General features: G+C 71.5%; 20 protein-coding genes. 9 read left to right on the forward strand and 11 right to left on the reverse strand.

Annotated features, from left to right (window positions below; all coding sequences use genetic code 11):
* Positions 1-4: 4 nt before the first annotated feature.
* A complete protein-coding gene (locus ACWGDB_RS00280) occupies positions 5-652 on the reverse strand; it encodes a peptide deformylase (protein ID WP_453820309.1) in 648 nt (215 codons plus the stop codon).
* Between the two features lie 161 nt (positions 653-813).
* Between ACWGDB_RS00280 and ACWGDB_RS00285 the strand changes: the two genes are divergently transcribed.
* Entirely contained in the window at positions 814-2,214 is a 1,401-nt protein-coding gene (locus ACWGDB_RS00285) for a PepSY-associated TM helix domain-containing protein (protein ID WP_453820310.1), read from the forward strand.
* Positions 2,215-2,323: 109 nt separating this feature from the next.
* Here ACWGDB_RS00285 and ACWGDB_RS00290 read toward each other — a convergent pair whose 3' ends face one another.
* From ACWGDB_RS00290 to ACWGDB_RS00300, 3 genes are all read right to left on the reverse strand, one after another.
* Entirely contained in the window at positions 2,324-2,671 is a 348-nt protein-coding gene (locus tag ACWGDB_RS00290; protein ID WP_427845002.1) for a tetratricopeptide repeat protein, read from the reverse strand.
* 73 nt (positions 2,672-2,744) lie between these two features.
* Complete coding sequence (locus tag ACWGDB_RS00295; protein WP_453820311.1) at positions 2,745-3,191, reverse strand: MarR family transcriptional regulator; 447 nt, start codon at positions 3,189-3,191, stop codon at positions 2,745-2,747.
* Positions 3,188-3,679 carry a MarR family winged helix-turn-helix transcriptional regulator gene (locus tag ACWGDB_RS00300; protein ID WP_453820312.1) on the reverse strand — a complete coding sequence of 164 codons (492 nt, stop codon included), beginning with the start codon at positions 3,677-3,679 and terminating at the stop codon, positions 3,188-3,190. The genes ACWGDB_RS00295 and ACWGDB_RS00300 overlap by 4 nt, the downstream gene beginning before the upstream one ends.
* Positions 3,680-3,792: 113 nt before the next feature.
* On the opposite strand from ACWGDB_RS00300, the gene ACWGDB_RS00305 reads away from it, so the two are divergent.
* Positions 3,793-4,758: a pirin family protein gene (locus ACWGDB_RS00305; RefSeq protein ID WP_453820313.1), complete on the forward strand. Its 966-nt coding sequence runs from the start codon at positions 3,793-3,795 to the stop codon at positions 4,756-4,758.
* A 28-nt stretch (positions 4,759-4,786) separates the two neighbouring features.
* Here ACWGDB_RS00305 and ACWGDB_RS00310 read toward each other — a convergent pair whose 3' ends face one another.
* From ACWGDB_RS00310 to ACWGDB_RS00325, 4 genes are all read right to left on the reverse strand, one after another.
* Positions 4,787-5,548, reverse strand: a complete 762-nt coding sequence (locus ACWGDB_RS00310) for a TIGR03943 family putative permease subunit (RefSeq protein WP_453820314.1) — start codon at positions 5,546-5,548, stop codon at positions 4,787-4,789.
* A complete protein-coding gene (locus ACWGDB_RS00315; RefSeq protein WP_453820728.1) occupies positions 5,545-6,483 on the reverse strand; it encodes a permease in 939 nt (312 codons plus the stop codon). The genes ACWGDB_RS00310 and ACWGDB_RS00315 overlap by 4 nt, the downstream gene beginning before the upstream one ends.
* A gap of 236 nt (positions 6,484-6,719) precedes the next feature.
* Complete coding sequence (locus ACWGDB_RS00320) at positions 6,720-6,896, reverse strand: hypothetical protein (RefSeq protein ID WP_453820315.1); 177 nt, start codon at positions 6,894-6,896, stop codon at positions 6,720-6,722.
* Between the two features lie 137 nt (positions 6,897-7,033).
* The gene (locus ACWGDB_RS00325) at positions 7,034-7,558 is read right to left on the reverse strand and encodes a hypothetical protein (protein ID WP_453820316.1); all 525 of its coding nucleotides are present in this window, start codon (positions 7,556-7,558) and stop codon (positions 7,034-7,036) included.
* A 363-nt stretch (positions 7,559-7,921) separates the two neighbouring features.
* On the opposite strand from ACWGDB_RS00325, the gene ACWGDB_RS00330 reads away from it, so the two are divergent.
* The 4 genes from ACWGDB_RS00330 (at position 7,922) to ACWGDB_RS00345 (ending at position 11,327) form a co-directional block, all read left to right on the forward strand.
* Positions 7,922-8,446: a hypothetical protein gene (locus tag ACWGDB_RS00330; RefSeq protein WP_453820317.1), complete on the forward strand. Its 525-nt coding sequence runs from the start codon at positions 7,922-7,924 to the stop codon at positions 8,444-8,446.
* Positions 8,447-8,569: 123 nt separating this feature from the next.
* A complete protein-coding gene (locus ACWGDB_RS00335; RefSeq protein ID WP_453820318.1) occupies positions 8,570-9,418 on the forward strand; it encodes a DUF4097 family beta strand repeat-containing protein in 849 nt (282 codons plus the stop codon).
* A 104-nt stretch (positions 9,419-9,522) separates the two neighbouring features.
* Positions 9,523-10,542 (forward strand): ATP-binding cassette domain-containing protein, encoded by a 1,020-nt coding sequence (locus ACWGDB_RS00340; RefSeq protein ID WP_453820319.1) that lies wholly within the window; start codon positions 9,523-9,525, stop codon positions 10,540-10,542.
* Positions 10,539-11,327 carry an ABC transporter permease gene (locus ACWGDB_RS00345; protein ID WP_453820320.1) on the forward strand — a complete coding sequence of 263 codons (789 nt, stop codon included), beginning with the start codon at positions 10,539-10,541 and terminating at the stop codon, positions 11,325-11,327. Before ACWGDB_RS00340 ends, ACWGDB_RS00345 begins: the two co-directional genes overlap by 4 nt.
* 110 nt (positions 11,328-11,437) lie before the next feature.
* Here ACWGDB_RS00345 and ACWGDB_RS00350 read toward each other — a convergent pair whose 3' ends face one another.
* Positions 11,438-12,646, reverse strand: coding sequence for a DUF2235 domain-containing protein (locus tag ACWGDB_RS00350; RefSeq protein WP_453820321.1), 1,209 nt, complete (start codon positions 12,644-12,646; stop codon positions 11,438-11,440).
* A gap of 253 nt (positions 12,647-12,899) precedes the next feature.
* On the opposite strand from ACWGDB_RS00350, the gene ACWGDB_RS00355 reads away from it, so the two are divergent.
* Positions 12,900-13,946 carry an FUSC family protein gene (locus ACWGDB_RS00355; protein ID WP_453820322.1) on the forward strand — a complete coding sequence of 349 codons (1,047 nt, stop codon included), beginning with the start codon at positions 12,900-12,902 and terminating at the stop codon, positions 13,944-13,946.
* A 51-nt stretch (positions 13,947-13,997) separates the two neighbouring features.
* Here the strand turns inward: ACWGDB_RS00355 and ACWGDB_RS00360 are convergent, their stop codons facing one another.
* Both ACWGDB_RS00360 and ACWGDB_RS00365 read right to left on the reverse strand, forming a co-directional pair.
* Entirely contained in the window at positions 13,998-14,231 is a 234-nt protein-coding gene (locus ACWGDB_RS00360) for a hypothetical protein (RefSeq protein ID WP_453820323.1), read from the reverse strand.
* An 89-nt stretch (positions 14,232-14,320) separates the two neighbouring features.
* Complete coding sequence (locus ACWGDB_RS00365) at positions 14,321-15,319, reverse strand: mannose-binding protein (protein WP_453820324.1); 999 nt, start codon at positions 15,317-15,319, stop codon at positions 14,321-14,323.
* A 543-nt stretch (positions 15,320-15,862) separates the two neighbouring features.
* Between ACWGDB_RS00365 and ACWGDB_RS00370 the strand changes: the two genes are divergently transcribed.
* Together ACWGDB_RS00370 and ACWGDB_RS00375 are read left to right on the forward strand one after the other, a co-directional pair.
* A complete protein-coding gene (locus tag ACWGDB_RS00370; protein WP_453820325.1) occupies positions 15,863-16,690 on the forward strand; it encodes a type VII secretion system-associated protein in 828 nt (275 codons plus the stop codon).
* A complete protein-coding gene (locus tag ACWGDB_RS00375) occupies positions 16,687-17,880 on the forward strand; it encodes a ricin-type beta-trefoil lectin domain protein (RefSeq protein WP_453820326.1) in 1,194 nt (397 codons plus the stop codon). The genes ACWGDB_RS00370 and ACWGDB_RS00375 overlap by 4 nt, the downstream gene beginning before the upstream one ends.
* Positions 17,881-18,007: the final 127 nt, after the last annotated feature.

An 18,007-nucleotide genomic window follows, 5' to 3' on the forward strand; every position in this document is an offset into this window, starting at 1 on the left:
GTACTCAGTGGGGCAGTCCGAAGCCGAGGGCCCGCGCCGCCTCGACCGGGGCGGGCTGGGCCCAGCGCTCGGCCATCGCCTGGTTCGAGGAGAGTGAGCGCAGCTCGGCCCGGTCCAGGTAGAGCACGCCGTCGAGGTGGTCCGTCTCGTGCTGCACGATACGGGCGGGCCACCCCGTGAACACCTCGTCGACCGCGTGCCCGTGCTCGTCCTCGCCGGTCAGCCGCACCTCGGCCGGCCGGGCCACCACCGCCTGATAGCCCGGCACGCTCAGACAGCCCTCGAAGAACGCGGCACGCTCGTCGCCGACGGGTTCGTACGACGGGTTCACCAGCACCCGGAACGGCTGCGGCACCCGCCCGCGCACCAGCCGCACGTCCTCCGGCACCGGCGCCGGGTCCTCGATCACCGCGATCCGCAGCCCCACCCCGACCTGCGGCGCGGCGACTCCGACACCCGGCGCCGCGTGCATGGTGACCCGCAGCGCCTCGACGAAGCGGGACAGCAGCCCCGGGTCCAGCTGGCCGTCGAAGCGCTCGGTGGGACGCCGTAGCGCCGGGTCGCCGGCCGCCACGATGGGCAACGGTCCCTCGGTGGCCAGGAGTTGCTCGACCTGCTCGGCCAAGGGTGCGCGCTCGTTCGGAAGTGCCATCGCGCCAGCATGCCACGGCACCCGCGGCACACGCCGACTCCCTTGTGACGCATGCCACTTCATACACCTGGAACCCGACGGCCCCTTCGTCCGACTACTGAACCGCACAAGCACCGAAGGAAACGTCCCCACTCCCCGTCCAACCCCCGGAGAAGCCGCCGATGTCCACCGCTCCCGCCGCCACCACGGAGGAGGCGACGCAGCCCGACGCCCCGGCGTCGCCGCCCCGCAGATGGGCACCGCTGCGTCCGCTGATCCTGCGTCTGCACTTCTACGCCGGAGTGCTCGTCGCACCGTTCCTGCTCGTCGCCGCGGCCACCGGCTTCCTGTACGCCGGAGCGTTCCAGGCCGAGAAGCTCGTGTACGCCCACGAGATGTACGTCCCGGTCGGCGACGCGAAGCTGCCGATATCCGAGCAGGTCGCCGCCGCGCGCAAGGCTCACCCCGAGGGCACCGTCTCGGCGATACGGCCCTCCCCGGCCGACGACGAGTCGACCAGGGTCATGCTGTCCGGCGTCAAGGGCGTCGACGCCGAGCACACGATGGCCGTGTTCGTCGACCCGTACACCGCCGAGGTGCGCGGCGCCCTCGAACAGTACGGCTCGACCGGTGCGCTGCCCCTGCGCACCTGGATCGACGAGTTCCACCGCGACCTGCACCTCGGTGAGACCGGCCGCTACTACAGCGAGCTCGCCGCCAGCTGGCTCTGGGTCATCGCGGCCGGCGGCCTGGTGCTGTGGTTCTCCCGCCGCCGCGCCCTGCGCAAGGTGCGGGGCACCAGCGGGCGCCGCCGCACGCTCGGCCTGCACGGCACCGTCGGAGTCTGGGCCGCGATCGGGTTCTTCTTCCTCTCGGCGACCGGCCTCACCTGGTCGGCCTACGCCGGCGCCAACATCGACGAGCTGCGCACCTCCCTCGGCCAGGCCACGCCGTCCATCTCGGCGACGGCGGGCGGCGAACACGGGGGCCACGGCGGCGCCGCCGGCACGGGCGGCAGCGGCGAGCACGGCGTCGGCCTCGACAAGGTCCTGGCGTCCGCCCGCGCCGAGGGCCTGAGCGATCCCGTGGAGATCGTGCCGCCCGCCGACGACTCGTCCGCGTACGTGGTACGACAGGTGCAGCGCAGCTGGCCGACGAAGCAGGACTCGGTCGCCATCGACCCGGCCGGCGGCGAGGTCGTCGACGTGCTGAGGTTCGCCGAATACCCGGTGCTCGCCAAGCTGACCCGCTGGGGCATCGACCTGCACACCGGGGTCCTGTTCGGTCTGGTCAACCAGATCGCCCTCATGGCGCTCGCGCTCTCGCTGATCCTGCTGATCGTGTGGGGCTACCGCATGTGGTGGCAGCGCGGCCGCGGCTCGGCGTTCGGCCGGCCGATCCCGCGCGGCGCCTGGCAGCAGGTGCCTCCGCAGATCCTGGTCCCGCTGGTGGCGGTCGTCGCCGTGGTCGGCTACTTCGTGCCGCTGCTCGGCATCTCGCTGGCGGCGTTCGTCGTCGTGGACGTCGTCCTCGGCGAGGTGGCCCATCGGCGGGCGAAGCGGGAGCCCGCGGAAGTGAACTAGGCGGGCGGGAAACCGGCCGCGAGAGCGGACGGACGAGACGAGGGGCCCGGTTCCGAGATGAACCGGGCCCCTCGTGTCGATGCCGGCAGGAGCTGCTGCTCGACCCTGCTCAGAGCTGCTCGAAGTCACCCGCGAGCGCCGAGGCGAGGCGCAGGTGCGGCTCCGCCTCCTCGTCCCGGCCCTGCCGTTGCAGGGTGCGGCCCAGCATCAGCCGGGCGTAGTGCTCGACCGGATCGCGCTCGACGACGATCCGCAACTCGCTCTCTGCGCGCCGCAGTTGGGCCGAGTGGTAGTAGGCGCGTGCCAGCAGCAGCCGGGGTCCGGTCTGCTCCGGCACCTCCTCGACCAGCTTGCCCAGGACGCGGGCCGCGGCCGCGTAGTCCTTGGCGTCGAAGAACATCCGCGCACGCTCCCAGCGCTCGGCCGGTGCTCCGTGGTCGTAGTACGTCGTGTCCACTCGTGACCTCCTTCGAGGCCGTCAACCTAGCGCGGTGGTTCAATATTCCACTACTTCATGCCAGGTGCGGGGACTACCGGCTCATGGCGGCGAGCTCGGCGTCGGCGCGCTCGGTGATGAGGGTCAGCACTCGTCCGGCGGCGGCCAGGTCCTCCGTGGGGATGTCGGCGTAGACCCGGGCGGAGATGGGGGCGGTCTCGGCGGAGGTCTGCTCGTACAACTCCCGTCCGGCGTCCGTGATCCGCACCTGGGACGGCTCCTGCGGGGCCAGCAGCTGGGCGGCGATCAGCTCGTCGACCACGGAGTGGGCCTCAGTGGCGTCGATCTTCAGTGCACCGACGACGTCGTCGGCGAGGTGGTCGCGCTCGACCGGGCCGTCGGCGACGTTGACGAGCCGGAGGGTGACGGACTGCTGGAACGTCGCGCCATGGCGGGCCAGGACGCGCTCGAGAAGCGCGCGGCTCGCGTAGTGGGCCAGAGCTATGACTCGGGGGTTGAGCAGGGGAGTGGTGGTGGTCATGACTGCTCCTTGTCGGACTCACTGTCTGGGGCGAGCGGGTCAAGAGGTGCGTCGAGCAGGACCGCGAGGTCACGGGTGAACTCCCGCGCCCGCGCGCTGTCCAGGCCGCCGAGGGGTGCCAGCAACTTCTGCAGGAGCCCGTGCACGACCTCGATCGCCTGCCGGGTCCGCTCCCGGCCCTGTTCGGTCAGCGCCAGCTGCACCGCGCGCGGGTCGCGGGGGTCCCGGGTGCGTTCGAGGAGGCCGGCGCTCTCCAGGGCGCGCGCCAGCTTGGACACGTACAGCGGCTCGAGCCCGGTGTGGTCGGCCAGGCGCCGCTGGCTCGGGCGCTCCCCGTGGCGCTGCATGCCGTACAGCGAGGCCACCAGTGCGTACTGCGCGTGGGTGAGCCCCAGCGGGGCCACGGCCCGGTCGACCGCGACCCGCCACTTCGTGGACAGGCGCCACACCAGGAAACCGGGCGTGGCCTTCTCGGAACCCTTGCTCATGGTTAGTACGGTACATGGCTACTATGTCCATGGCTACTATTTTCTCAACGGCATCCGGACAGCGCAGGGTGACGGACTGACGTGATGGCCCGGACAGGGCTAGTTTGGGCGCCATGAGCAATCTTGATCGCGAGTCGGTGCCCGCCATCTGCGGCGGCCGCGGTTTCGTCGTGGCAGAGCCGGTACGCGAACTCCTCAGCCCTCGCCGCGTCAAGCTCGGCGAATCCACCGAAGTCCGCCGCCTGCTGCCCAACCTGGGCCGGCGCATGGTCGGCGCCTGGTGCTTCGTCGATCACTACGGTCCCGACGACATCGCCGACGAGCCGGGCATGCAGGTGCCGCCGCACCCGCACATGGGTCTGCAGACGGTGAGCTGGCTGCACGAGGGCGAGGTGCTGCACCGGGACTCCACGGGCAGCCTGCAGACGATCCACCCGCGCGAGCTGGGCCTGATGACCTCCGGCCGGGCGATCAGCCACTCCGAGGAGAGTCCCAAGTCGCACGCCCGCCTCCTGCACGGCGCCCAGCTCTGGGTCGCCCTCCCGGACGGCCACCGCCACACCGACCCGCACTTCGAACACCACGCCGACCTGCCGGTCGTCACGGCGCCGGGTCTGCGGGCCACGCTGATCCTCGGCGGCCTCGACGGTGCGACCTCGCCCGGCACGACGTACACCCCGATCGTCGGCGCCGACCTCACCCTGTCGCGCGGCGCGGACGTACGCCTCCCGCTGGAGCCGGACTTCGAGTACGCCGTCCTGTCCATGTCCGGCGAGGCTCACGTGGACGGCGTGCCCGTACTCCCCGGCTCCATGCTCTACCTCGGCTGCGGCCGCACCGAACTCCCGCTGCGCGCCGAGTCGGACGCCGGCCTGATGCTCCTCGGCGGCGAGCCGTTCGAGGAGGAGCTGATCATGTTCTGGAACTGGATCGGACGGACCCAGGAGGAGATCGTACAGGCCCGCGCGGACTGGATGACCGGTACCCGGTTCGGTGAGGTGAAGGGATACGACGGGGATCCGCTGCCTGCTCCTGAGTTGCCGCCGGTGGCGCTGAAGCCGCGGGGGAGGGTTCGCTGACCTGCGGGGCGGCACAACCCGGTGCCGTTCACCTCGTGGTGGGCAGCGGAAGAGCATCCGTGTACGCGGTCACCGGCCGGGCGATCCTTGTCACGGTACGGGCGTCGAGCGCGACCGGTGCGGAGTTCGTGCCCAGGGTCCCGCCGCTGTGCCAGGTTCCCGTGACGGACACCCAGGTGTCGGCGGGCAGGTCCCGGGCCCCATGGATCCGCACCTTGACGGACTGGGCGTCTGCCGCGCAGCAGCTGAGAATGAGCCGTGTCAGGTACCAGCCGTCGCCCTCCGCGCCGGGCGTGACGAAACCGGTCAACAGGACGCTGCGACCCTCGATGTCCCGCTCGCGGTCCTGCCGCACGCGGCTGGTGAACTCGGTGAGGGTCAGGGGGACCGGGGAGGTGGCGGGCAGCGGATCGAAGTGGTCCCGCTCCTCCACCGTCTTGGAGGGTTCGCGGGAAGCGGTGTAAGCGCCGAGGGCCGGAGGGGCGTAGAAGAGCAGGCTCAGGGCCGGGAGGAGCAGCAACCAGGCAACGCGCGGCACGGAGGCGTGGCTGTGCCCGTGCCCGTCGCCGTCGTGATCTTCATCGGCTTCGCCGGCCCCGTCGCCCCTGCCGCGCCGCCAGTACGACACCGTCTCCGCCGCTGCCAGCAGGAGCAGGATGACTCCCGACGCGATCAGAAGCGGCCGCATTCCCTCCTTGACGTACCTGAGGTACACGTCGGTGAAGAGCGAGGCATGCAGCACGCCGAGGCCGCTCAGGAAGAGCAGGGACACCTGGAACAGTGGTCTCACAGCAGCACTTCTCCGATCAGCACGCTGCACAGGATCGCAACGACGGTCGTGGCGGCGGAGAAACGGACCGCGAAGGCCCGGCCGAATGTGCCCGACTGAAGGGCGATCAGCTTCAGGTCGACCATCGGCCCGACCACCATGAACGCCAAGCGCGCGAGAGGCGAGAAGCCGGTCAGGGAGGCCGCCACGAACGCGTCGGCCTCGGAGCACACCGAGAGCAGGATGGCGAGCCCGGCCAGGAAGATCACGGACAGCCAGACGGAACCGGAGAACGCCTCGAGTACCGAACGCGGCACCGCCACGTTGAAGGTGGCCGCCGCCATGGCGCCGAGGACCAGGAAGCCGCCCGCGTGCAGGAAGTCGTGCTGGAAACCGCGCCGGAACTCGGTCCAGCGGCTGTGCCCCGGCCGGTGCCCGGAGTGCCGCACGGCGGGCCGCAGCCATTCCTCGCGGCCGAACCGGAGCCACAGCCAGCCCATCACGGTGGCGGTGGCGAGCGAGGCGAGCAGCCGGGCCAGCACCATGGCGGGGTTGCCGGGGAAGGCGATGGCCGTGGCGGTCAGTACCACCGGGTTGACCGCGGGGGCCGACAGCAGGAACGCGAAGGCGGCGGCCGGGGTGACGCCCCGGCCGATCAGACTGTTCGCCACCGGTACCGACGCACATTCGCAGCCGGGCAGGACGACTCCGGCGGCGCCGGCGACCGGGACGGCGAGCGCGGGCCGCTTCGGCATAACCCGGCTGAACACCCGCGCCGGTACGAACGCGCTGATGGCGCCGGACAGGGCCGTACCCAGCAACAGGAACGGCAACGCCTGCACGGTGACGGCGAGACATACGGTCCGCCATGCCTGTACGGCCGGTGTCTGCAACCACCCGCCGCTCAGGAAGAGCACCACGTCGAGAAGGAGGACTGCCCCGACCAGCAGGAGCATCCCGGACCGGAGCCGTTCCCGTATCGGACTCTCGTCGTCCGTCTCGGTGGCCGTCTCCGTCCCGGTCTCCTCGGTCCGTTGTTCTGTTCTCTGCACGCCCGCCCCGCATGTCTGATGCCGAATGCCGGGTCGAACATAGCGGGCGCACCGCAGCGACACGGGTCTCCCCCGCAGCCGGGGCACGCGAGCTGGGCGTCCAGGGCGTCGGGCGGAGCGGACGCCCTGTTACGGCTGACTCAGGATGAGCCGACCGGTGCTTCGCCCGTCTTGTCGGCGACGCCGATGTCCAGGAGCGCGATCCTGGTCGTTCCGAGGTAGACGAGGCTGGAGGAGTCGAAGACCCAGGTGGAACCCTCGGGGGCGTCCTCGAAGGTGAGGCCGAGCGTGCTCGTCGAAGAGTTGTCTGTACGCATCCGGATCCCCGGCCCGCACACGGGCGCGCAGTGAAATCTCCACACCCCTGCCTGTCCGCTTCGCCGACCATGTTGCGGTGATCCGGGTCACAGCATGGCCGAACCGGCTTCGCCCACCGCCCCCAGTATCGGGCAGTTCAGGCGGCGCAGCAGAGCACCTCAGGGTCGGTCGTGGCCGAGGAGCGAGCCACGGTCGCGGGCACCGGGCGGGTGGTGCTGACGGTGGCTGCGGCCTGCGAACGGTTCCGCGCGAAGACGACGAGACGGAGCACCGCGAACCGTGCGGCGCCGGCGAGTGCGGAGGCGGACAGGTAGACGACCTGCTCGAGCACCGCACCGGGGGCCGCCACCACCTGGTGCAGCACGAGCATCGCCACACAGGTCACCGCGTACGCGGCCGCCGCGGACCCGGCCGACTGCGCATGCTGACGCCAGGTCGCGCGCCCGCCCGCGCCGAAGGTGAAGCGGGCGTGCAGTTCGGTGGCCAGGAGCGTGGAGACCACGGTGACCAGAGCGTTGGCGAAGGCCCAGGGGAGCCAGGAGGCGAGGGCCGCCACGGCGAAGCTGGACGCGAGCCCCACCCCGCCGCCGCAGAACACGAAGCGGGCGAAGGCGGTGAAGGCGCTGGGCGCCGCTTGCTGCCGGCTCTGTGCTGTCTCCATGGTCCGACCCCTTTGACTCACGTCGCGAAACGCGCATCCCTCGGCTGTGATGCCGAGAGGTGCCCCCTGTGGCGCCATGATGGCACATTGATGGCGCCATGAGGAGTCAATTTATGGCGCCGTCGGTGACGTCGGCGGTGTCACGGTGTGCGCGATCCATCTGCTGCGCCTAGGAGCATGGGCTTTCGTGGGGCATGTGGTGCCAGTGATTGCGCCAGGCAGGCGCGACGCCAGATGGTGCCGTGCCGGACCGGTCTGGATGCCCGCATGTTTGCGCAGGTCGCGGGCGGCGAATCGGCTCGGTCCGCATTCGTTCCCTTCGTGGACTTGCGCGTGGTGCCATAGTGGTGCCATCGTGGCGGCATGGACCTCACCCCGTATGTCGACACCCTCCGCCGCGAACTCGCGGTGGCTGCCGAAGCCGGCGGCGACGAAGCCCGGGAGCTGGCCGCGAGGCTCACCGCTCCCCTGGAGTCGGCGACCCGGCTGACCATGCTCAACGTGCTCTCCGCCGCGATGGACGAGATCACCCGCGAACTCGCCCCCGGCTCGGTCGACGTACGGCTGCGCGGGCTCGACCCCGACTTCGTGGTGACGCCGCCGCCCACCTACGGCGACGCCCCCGCGGAACCGGCCGCGCCCGTCGAACCGTTCAAGGCCGCGGCGCCGACATCGACCGACGTCGACGAGGGAGGCACCGCTCGCGTGAACCTGCGTCTGCCGGCCCACCTCAAGGCCCGCGCCGAGGAGGCCGCCGGTCGCGAAGGTCTCTCGGTCAACGCTTGGCTGGTGCGCGCCGTGTCGGCGGCGGTCGACGGCGGAACCCGGCCGCGTGCGCCGGAGAAGACCAAGACCGTCGGGCAGAGCTTCACGGGCTGGGTGCGCTGACCGCGCCCCGTCCACACCGATTCGCTCGCACTGCGTCACCCGCACTGCCCAACCCGAACCACTTCACCCACACCACGTCCCACCAGCGGGGACGGCCCAAGGACTCATGAGGACGGGACAGCCATGCCTTCTTTCGAAACTCCCGAAGCGATCTCGGTCACCGCGCGTGTGGAGGCCGGTTCCATCCAGTTCGTCGCCGGCGACCGCCTCGACACCGTCGTGGAGGTGCAGCCCCGCGACCCGAAGAGGGAGCCGGACGTGCGGACGGCGGACCACACCGAGGTCACGTACGTGAGCGGCGTACTGACCCTCAGGACTCCCAAGGCCAATCTGTTCGGCCTGGGCCGCACCGGCGTGGTCGACGTGACCGTCGAACTGCCCGCGGGTTCCCGCGTCGACATGACCGGCGCCTGGGCCCAGGTGCTCGGCGCGGGCCGGCTCGGCGAGGTCCGTGTGAAGACCTCGGTCGGCGACATCCGCCTTGACACGACCGGCCCGGTGACGCTGACCGCGTCGCACGGCTCGATCACCGTGGACCGGGTCGAGGGCATGGCCGAGATCACCAGCAGCACCGGCAACGTGCGCGTCGGTACCGTCGACGGCCCTGCCGTCCTGAAGAACTCGCACGGCACCACGACCGTCGGCGCCGTGACCGGCGAACTGCGGCTGAGCGGCGCCAACGGCGGCATCGACGTCGCACGCGCCGAGGCATCGGTCACCGGCACCGCGACCAACGGCTATCTCCGCGTCGCCGAAGTCGCCCGCGGTGACGTCCAGTTGGAGACCTCCAACGGCGTCATCGAGATCGGAATCCGGGAGGGCTCCGCCGCCTGGCTCGACGTCAGCTCCAACCGCGGGCAGGTGCGCAACGCGCTCGCCGAGTCCGAGGCGCCGGAGCAGACCGGGGACACGGTCAGGGTCCACGCGCGGACCAACTGGGGGAACATCGACATCCGCCGCGCGAAGGTCTGAGCGCCGCGTCCGACCGGCCCCGCCTGAAGCCCGGTTCAGCCGGACCGCAGGCTACGCGTCAGCCATCACATCAGCCATCACATCAGCCTTCAAACGGAGGGCCCATGCCTTCATCTGTCATGCCCACGTCCAGGACCGTCGACGGTCAGGCGTCGGCCGCCGCCGTCTCCACCGTCGGTCTGCGCAAGTCCTACGGCGACAAGCTCGTCCTCGACGGCATCGACCTGCGGATCCCGGTCGGGTCCGTGTTCGCGCTGCTCGGTCCGAACGGGGCCGGCAAGACCACCGCCGTGAAGATCCTGTCCACCCTCATCACCGCCGACGGCGGACAGGCCCGGGTCGCGGGTCACGACCTCGCCGCCGACCCGCAGGCCGTACGGGCCGCGATCGGCGTCACCGGGCAGTTCTCCGCCGTCGACGGCCTGATCACCGGCGAGGAGAACATGCTCCTCATGGCGGACCTGCACCACCTGTCCAAACGCGAAGGACGGCACGTCGCCGCCGAGTTGCTGGAACGCTTCGACCTCACCGAGGCCGCGAAGAAGCCCGCCTCCACCTACTCCGGCGGCATGAAGCGGCGCCTGGACATCGCCATGACCCTGGTCGGCAACCCGCGGATCATCTTCCTCGACGAGCCGACCACCGGCCTCGACCCACGCTCCCGGCACAACATGTGGCAGATCATCCGCGAACTCGTCTCCGGCGGCGTCACCGTCTTCCTCACCACGCAGTACCTGGAGGAGGCCGACGAACTCGCCGACCGTATCGCCGTGCTCAACAACGGGAAGATCGCCGCCGAGGGCACCGCCGAAGAGCTCAAGCGGCTCATCCCCGGCGGACACATCCGGCTCCGCTTCACCGACCCGGCCACCTACCAGCACGCCGCCACCGCACTGCGGGAAGCCACCCGGAACGACGAGGCCCTAGCCCTGCAGATCCCCAGCGACGGCAGCCAGCGCGAGCTGCGCTCCATCCTCGACTGGCTCGACGCCGCCGGCATCGAAGCCGACGAACTCACCGTCCACACCCCCGACCTCGACGACGTCTTCTTCGCCCTGACCAGCGGCACCGCCATCCCCAACCAGCCGACCCAGCCGAACCAGTCCAAGGAGAACGTCCGATGAGCTCCCTCTCCCTCGCCGTACGCGACTCCACCACCATGCTGCGCCGCAATCTCCTGCACGCGAGGCGCTACCCCTCCCTCACCCTGAACCTGCTGCTCACCCCGATCATGATGTTGCTGCTCTTCGTCTACATCTTCGGTGATGTGATGAGCGCCGGCATCAGCGGCGGTGCCGACCGCTCCGCATACATCGCGTATCTCACTCCGGGCCTGGTGCTGATGACCATCGGCAGCACCACGATCGGCACCGCGGTGTCCGTCTCCAACGACATGACCGAGGGCATCATCGCCCGTTTCCGCACGATGGCCATCCACCGCGGCTCCGTGATCATCGGACACGTCATCGGGAGCGTGCTGCAGTCGATCATCAGCGTGGTCCTCGTCGGCGCCGTCGCCGTCGCCGTCGGCTTCCGCTCCACCGACGCCACCGTCCTGGAATGGCTCGCGGCGTTCGCACTGCTGGTGCTCTTCGCCACGGCACTCACCTGGATCGCGGTCGGCATGGGCCTGATCAGCCCGAACGCCGAAGCGGCGAGCAACAACGCCTTGCCGCTGATCTTCCTGCCGCTCATCTCCAGCACCTTCGTCCCGGTCGCCGCGATGCCGGGCTGGTTCCAGCCGGTCGCCGAGTACCAGCCCTTCACCCCGGCCATCGAAACCCTGCGGGGACTGCTGCTCGGCAGCGAGATCGGCCACAACGGATGGCTGGCCGTGGCCTGGTGCCTGGGCCTCGCGGTGCTCGGCTACTTCTGGTCGACCTCGAAGTTCAACGACGACCCGAAGTAGGGAGAAGCCGCTCGCGGGCCGCGGCCGGCAACTCCTCTCGCTCCAGGGCGGCGTACTCCGACACAGCGTCGGCGACGCCGTACCTGTTGTTGCGGGAGACGGCCGCGAGGTCACGGGGAACGGTCGAGACCGCCCGGCGTATCGGCCGTCGTGCCCGGGCCGGACGGCGCGGCCGGCAGGGGCGGGAGGCCCGTGGCGAGGTCCGGGAGGAGGACGGGCTCCAGGCGGATGCGGTCCTGGGCGGTCAGGCGGCGCTCCAACTGCGGGGGCCGGTAGCTCGTGTCCCGGTCGTAGCGTTCCTTGGCGGGCACCGACAGGAACTCGTTGCCGTCGGGCACGCCCTCGGTGTCGACCGCTTCTCCGATCGGCCGATGCCAGGGCTTGGCCAGCCGGTACATTCCCGTCCGTGAGTTGTGCAGGTCGCCCACGGCGTCCGGCCGTACCCGGAAGTCGATGCTCTGCTCGGGCTTCATCACCCTGGGCCCGGCGGCGCTGAGCGCGTCGGTGTCGAACTGCAGCCCGTATCTGCGGGCTTGGTCGACCATCCACAGCAGGGGGATGTCCGACAGCCCCGTCTCCTTGTAGCCGCCGCCGACATCGCAGTGCACCCCGGAGAACCAGACCTGCTTGAGCTCCTGGCCCTGCTCGGCTGCGCCCGGCTGCTGGTGCCACAGCGCCGGCTGGAACGCGGAACGCCGCTCGTCGATGGCCAGCGCGTGGAAGGCTGCCCCGACCCAACTGCTCAACTCGGTGTTGTGGAACGCCCAGCGGCGGTTGAACCGGTGCGCGGCGGGCTGGAGCCACGAGGCGCCGGGCACGGGGATGCCGAGGGCGCCGACCGTGTCCCACACCCCGATGAAACGGATCTCCGACTCGCGGGCGTACGAACGGCGGAACAACGTGGCTGCCGCGCCGTTCGGTTGCTCGATACGGTCCCGGTACAGGGCCCAGGCCTCCGGGATCCGGTCGGCGTGCTCCCGGCGAAGGATGCCGCCGTTGCGCACCAGTCCCGCGAGGCTACGAGCGGTGAACGCGCCCCGGCTGAAGCCGAAGAGGAAGAGTTCGTCGTCGGGCTCGTACGTCTCCACGAGGAACCGGTAGGCGTCGACGACGTTCCGGGACAGGCCCATGCCGAACGCGCCGCCGCGCAATCGTTCCCGCCGTCGCGTGCCCACACCGCTGTGGTAGTGGACACGCTGCTCCTTCCCGGCGGTGAACCCCGGGAGCACGGACAGGGCGACCTTGGCGACGTTGGTCTTGCTCGGTTGGTCGGCGAAGTTCCATGTGCCGTCACAGCAGACGACCAGACGCTTGGCCATGACCATCCCTCCTCGCGAGAGCGCGGAGCGGCGCACAGCACCACTTCCAGGTTCCCACCACTCGAGGGGCCTCGCCATGTGACAGAGGCTCCGCGCAACGGGGCGTACGTGAATTCATCCCGGTCGGTGAGGGCACTTGGCCTGCATGCACGGGATGCGAGGAAGGGCGCTGGGCGTACGGCCCCGCGTCAGGGCCGCGGTGGAAACGGTTCGGCGGGCGTTTGCGGAACCGGGGCGCGAGCGGGATCTGGCGATGCAGGCGGCCAAGGCTGCGCTGGCGGCGTGTGTGGCGTGGGCGGTGGCGGGCTGGTGGCTGCAGGCGCCGATGGCGTTCATCGCGCCGTGGGTGGCGATCGTGCTGGTGGAGTCGACGGTGTACCGGTCGATCGCGCACGGGCTGCAGCAGCTGGCGGCCATCGCCACGGGAACGGTGGTGGCCACCTGCGTCGCCCTGCTCCTGGACTCCCCGATGGCGGCCATGGCGCTGGTGCTGCCGGCCGTCGTGCTGCTGGGGAACTGGCGGCGCCTGGGCAGCCAGGGCGTGTACGCGGCCACGGGCGCCCTCTTCGTCCTGACAGGTGGGCCGATCACGATCACCTCGTCTGCGGCACGGATCGCGGAGGCGGTCTTCGGCGCGTTCGTCGGTATCGCCGTCAACGCGCTGATCCGGCCTCCGGTGTATCTGCGCAGCACCCGTGCCGCGCTGGAGGACGCGGCCGGCGAGGCGCAGGAGATCCTGGAAAGCGTGGCCGACCGGCTGGCCGCCGACGAGTGGGACTCCCACACGGCCGGTTCGCTGCACGAGCGTGCGCTGCGCCTCTGGCGCCTGGTGGACCAGGCACACGCGGCCGTCGGCTGGAGCCGGGAGAGCCTGCGCGTCAATCCCCGCCGCCGCAGCCGCCTCGTCGCACAGCCGGGCCAGGACTACGACGACGCGGTCACCGTCATCGACTACGTCGCCGTCCACACCGCGGGCGTCACCCGGGCCGTGCTGGAGTCCTCCGGTGACGATCGCAAGGGTTGGCGACCGGGCCCGCACGCCGCGAAGCCGTATGCGGACTTCCTGCACAGCAGCTCCCGCGCCATCGGGCTCTACACCCGCAGCCGGTTCGCCCCCGGCGGGCAGGACCAACAGGCCGACCAGGAACTCCGCGAGGTGGTCGAGGACCTGAACCGCGCCCTGGACGACCTACGGCAACGGCTGCTCGGCGCGGCCCCCGACGACCCCGACACCCTGGCGATGTACGGCACGCTCCTCACCCAGGCCCACCGCCTGGCCGCCCAACTGGTCGGGCACTGACGGTGGGCGGGGCCGGAGGCGGCTACGGCCGGCCTGGGCGGCGCACCCCGGCTACTTCCGCCAGGTCCAGTGCAGGCGGTCCAGGCCGCTCCGGTTGTTCAGCTTCAGGCTGAGGCGGGTGCCCGTGCCCTGGAGGGTGGTGAGGGAGTAGGCGTCGCCGTTGCGCAGGCCGGGCCAGTGGACCGAACCCAGGCCCAGTTCCCGGACCGTGTCGGTCGCGGCCCGGATGTAGGCCACCTCGCTGGAGCCGTTGACCGGGCCGTTGTAGTCCAGGCCGGAGGTCATTGCCCCCCACGCCAACCTCCGCGCCGACCCTCACGTCGGCCCCGCGCCGGGCTGCGCGACGGGCCCTCGAAGCCCGTCGCGCGCGGGCGTCAGGTCGACCAGACCACGCTGCCGTTGTGCACGATGACGACCTTGGCGTCGGCCCGCAGGACCAGCTGGGCGCCCTCGCGGCCCCAGGTCTGGGAGGCCCAGATGGGGCGGTCCTCGGCGTTGTGGATGACGAGGTTGCCGTCCGGCTGGAAGATCGCCCGGTGGTTCTGGCCGAAGGTCATGGATGCCCAGATGGGCTTGCTCTGCTCGTTGTAGACGACGAGGTTGCCGTCGGTCTGCATGACCATCCGGATGCGGTTGGTGGTCCAGGCCTGGTTGACCTCCAGCACGCTGGTCGCGAAGACGCTCTCGGTGCTCCAGTTCGGCTGCGGGCTCGCCTTGGGCTTGGGCTTCGGCTTGGGTTTGGCGGGAGCGCTGGTCCTGCTGGGCTCCGGGGAGGGCGCGACGGGCGGGGGAGCGACGACCTTCGCAGGCTCGCTCTTCTTCGGCTTCGCCTTCTTCGGGGACGGACTGGGCTTCTCGGCCACGTAGTCGTCGAGCGCGGCGGGGGCGGAGTTCGGGTTCAGGACGGTGTCGGAACCCGCGGCCGGGCCCTTGGAATCGCCGGGCCCGTCGTCCTTCGCGCTGCCGGCCAGCAGCAGCGGTACGGCGATGAGGACCGCGCCGGCTATCGCGGCACCCGCCAGGACCGGCTTGCGGGGGCGCCCGCCGCGGACGCCGGTGTCGGTCCTGGTGCCCGGGGGCGTCGTCCCGACCGCCGCGGCGACCGCGACGCGCTCCTCGGGTGCCTCCGTCGTGCCGGCTGCAGCCGCCGTCGCTCCTGCGGGCGGGGCGGCGGCTTCGGCGGTCTCCTCGGTGGGCGGCGCGGTGGCGGTGGTCTCCCCGGCCGGGGTGGTGCCGGACTCCGCCTCGGGGGCTGCGGCCGTGCTCGGTGCCGTCTCGTCCGGTGCGGAGGGCGTGGGCGGTAACCCGGCCTCCCCTTCGCGGGCGGCGGCCGCCTCCGCGTTCGCGCCGGGGGTCTGCTGCTGGGGGGACATGCGGTACTCCTCCTCGGTGGCGGAGCCGTCGGTGGTGTGCGGGGCCCGCGCGACGGTCGGCCGGACGAACGCCGGGAAGCCCGGAGCGTGTTGGTCGAGTGCCGCGCCGGGACGAACCGGTTCGCCCGGTCCCGGGCGCCGAGTTCCACAAGACCCACCGCGGTGGCGGCCGCAGGCCGGTCCGACGCCCTTCCGAGCTGCGCGCGGTCTTCCCGTACGGCCCCGGCCCGGACGTCCGGCCGGAAGGCGCCGTATGCCGACCGGACCGATGGCGTGCCCCAACTTAGCCTGTACCGGGGGCGATCAGCCGCCCCACCCGCCCCAACTCTCCCGTCGCTTTGTCCGCCCACGCCTCGCTGCTCCCGGAACGTCCCCCGACCGGGCAGCAAACGGGCACGCGGGCGCCCGATACGGACCTTGCCCGAACCGCCACGGACGAGGCTCGTGTGGCATCCTGTTGGCGCCCCGAGTTGATCAGTGTCGGCGCGCGTCCATGCCGTTCGACACTCAAGTATTCGTAGGGACACAAGAGTTCAGGTGGAGATGCGGCCCGGACAACGGCAGGAGGGCGGGCGCGACGCCCGGCCCGTGGTGCCCGACGGCTCCGGTGCCACCGCCGCTTCGGAGTCACCCGGCGCCGACCCCGTCGAGGCCACCGACACCCCCGCGATACCCGAGGCCGTGCAGGCCGCCGCCCGCCGGGCGCCGGGGCACTGGATCGGCGTGGTGGACCCCGAGTGGACCGACGAGCGGACGCCGCCCGAGTGGGCGGTCCTGGGGGAGTGGCAGTCGGACGGGAGCGGGAGCGTGGGGGGCTACCGTGCCAACCCGGCGTACCGGCCCTCCGCCCGAGTCCTCGGCTGGCCGGAGCCCACCGACCCGGTGGACGCAGCGGCACAGCGGGCCGCCACCGGCTACGGCTCGGTGGACGAGGCCCTCGCGGCGCTCGCCGAAGCGGACATCACGGTGGTGCGCGGACCGGACGGCGGGCCGCTCACGGCCGCCGGGCGGGACGGGGCGCCGGTGGTGCTGTTGTTCACCTCACCGGCTCACGAGTTCATGTCCACGGCACTTCGGCATGACACGCTCCCCGCCCGGGAGTTGGCCCGTTCGCTGACCGGTTCGGGCACCTTGCTGATGGTCAACGCCGGGGCCGCGGCCCCCTTGCTCGTCCCGGCGGACAGTCTCCTCGGCCCCGAACGAGGGCCGGGTACCGACGGGGCGCCCGCGGCGGACGCAGCGGCGGACGAGGGCTACGGCGTCCGCTCCGGCCCGGCGGACCGTTCCGGCCCCGCGACCGCTGTCGCCTCCGCAGCCCACACCGACAACTTCTCTGAACCCTGGCCCCACATCACAGGGAGGACCCCGTGACGCGTCCGGTCCAGCACACCCCCACCTCCCCGCCGTCGGAGTCCGGCTCCGACCGCGAGGAGACGGCCGCGACCACCGCCACCGCCGTGGCCGCCTCAGCCACCGAGCCCGAGCCCCGACCCGAGCCCGCAGAGGCGAAGGCCGGGACCGAGGCCGAAGCCAAGGCTGCCGAGGCGGAGGAGACGACCGCAGAGAGCAGGACCACCGAGGCCGGGGCCGAGGCGCGGACCAACCCAGAGGGCGGGGCCGGCTCCGGCAGCCGGTCCGAGTCCGAGGCCGAAACCGACCCCGGTGCCGCGGCGGCGGCCAAGAGCCGGCTGCCCGCACTCGTGCGGACCATGACCGCGACCGCCATCGACCGGCCGCAGCAGGAGGCCGGCCAGGTCGGGCGGCCGGGCAGGGCGGCGCTGGCCGGAGCCGCGGTCGCCGGGGCGCTGCTCGTGTCGGTGCCGTTCCTGGTACTCGTCGGCGGCGACGACAAGGACAACAAGACGGCCCCGGCGGGAGGAACCGTACTCGGCGGCGGTTCGCCGGAGGCACCGGGCGACTTCGTGGTGACCAAGCCCGACGCCGGCGCCTCGGGCGACGGCAAGAAGGAGTCCGCCAAGCCCGACAAGCCGGTGAAGGAAGCTCCCGCGGGCGCCCCGGCGCAGAACTCGGGCAAGGACACGCCGAAGCAGGACGCCGGCCGGAAGGACAGTCCCCGGGGGGACTCGGGCGACAAGGACCAGCCCGAGAAGACCGGAGGCGGGAGCAAGTCCGGCGGTGACGACAAGCCCGCCGACACCGGTTCGGGTGTCACGTTCAGTGCCCCGGTCTCCCTGCGCAGCCACCTCTCCGGCCGCTGCATCGACGTACCGAACGCCGAGTTCGGCGACGGCAAGAAGCTGTTCGTGTGGGATTGCAACAACGGCCCTGCGCAGCGGTGGCAGTTCGCCTCCGACGGCACCGTCCGCATCAACGGTCTGTGCCTGGACGTGGCCAACGCGAACTACAACGACGGCACTCCCATCCAGATCGCCTTGTGCAGCGGCAACGCCGCCCAGAAGTTCGTCCTGAACGAGCGGCACGACCTCGTCAACACCGTCGTCGGGAAGTGCGTCGACATCAAGGACAACAACCGGGGCAACGGGGCCTGGCTGCAACTGTGGACCTGCGCCGGCACCGACAACCAGAAGTGGAGCGTCTGACCGGACGCCCGCAGGCCGAGAACACCGCTCTCGGCATCCGTACGCCCCGAAGCCGGGGCATGATGGCTCGGTCGGCTCGCCGACACGCGCCGCCGATGAGGGGGCGCCCGCTGAAGACGCCGCCGGA

This window comes from Streptomyces sp. NPDC055013, assembly GCF_053608645.1.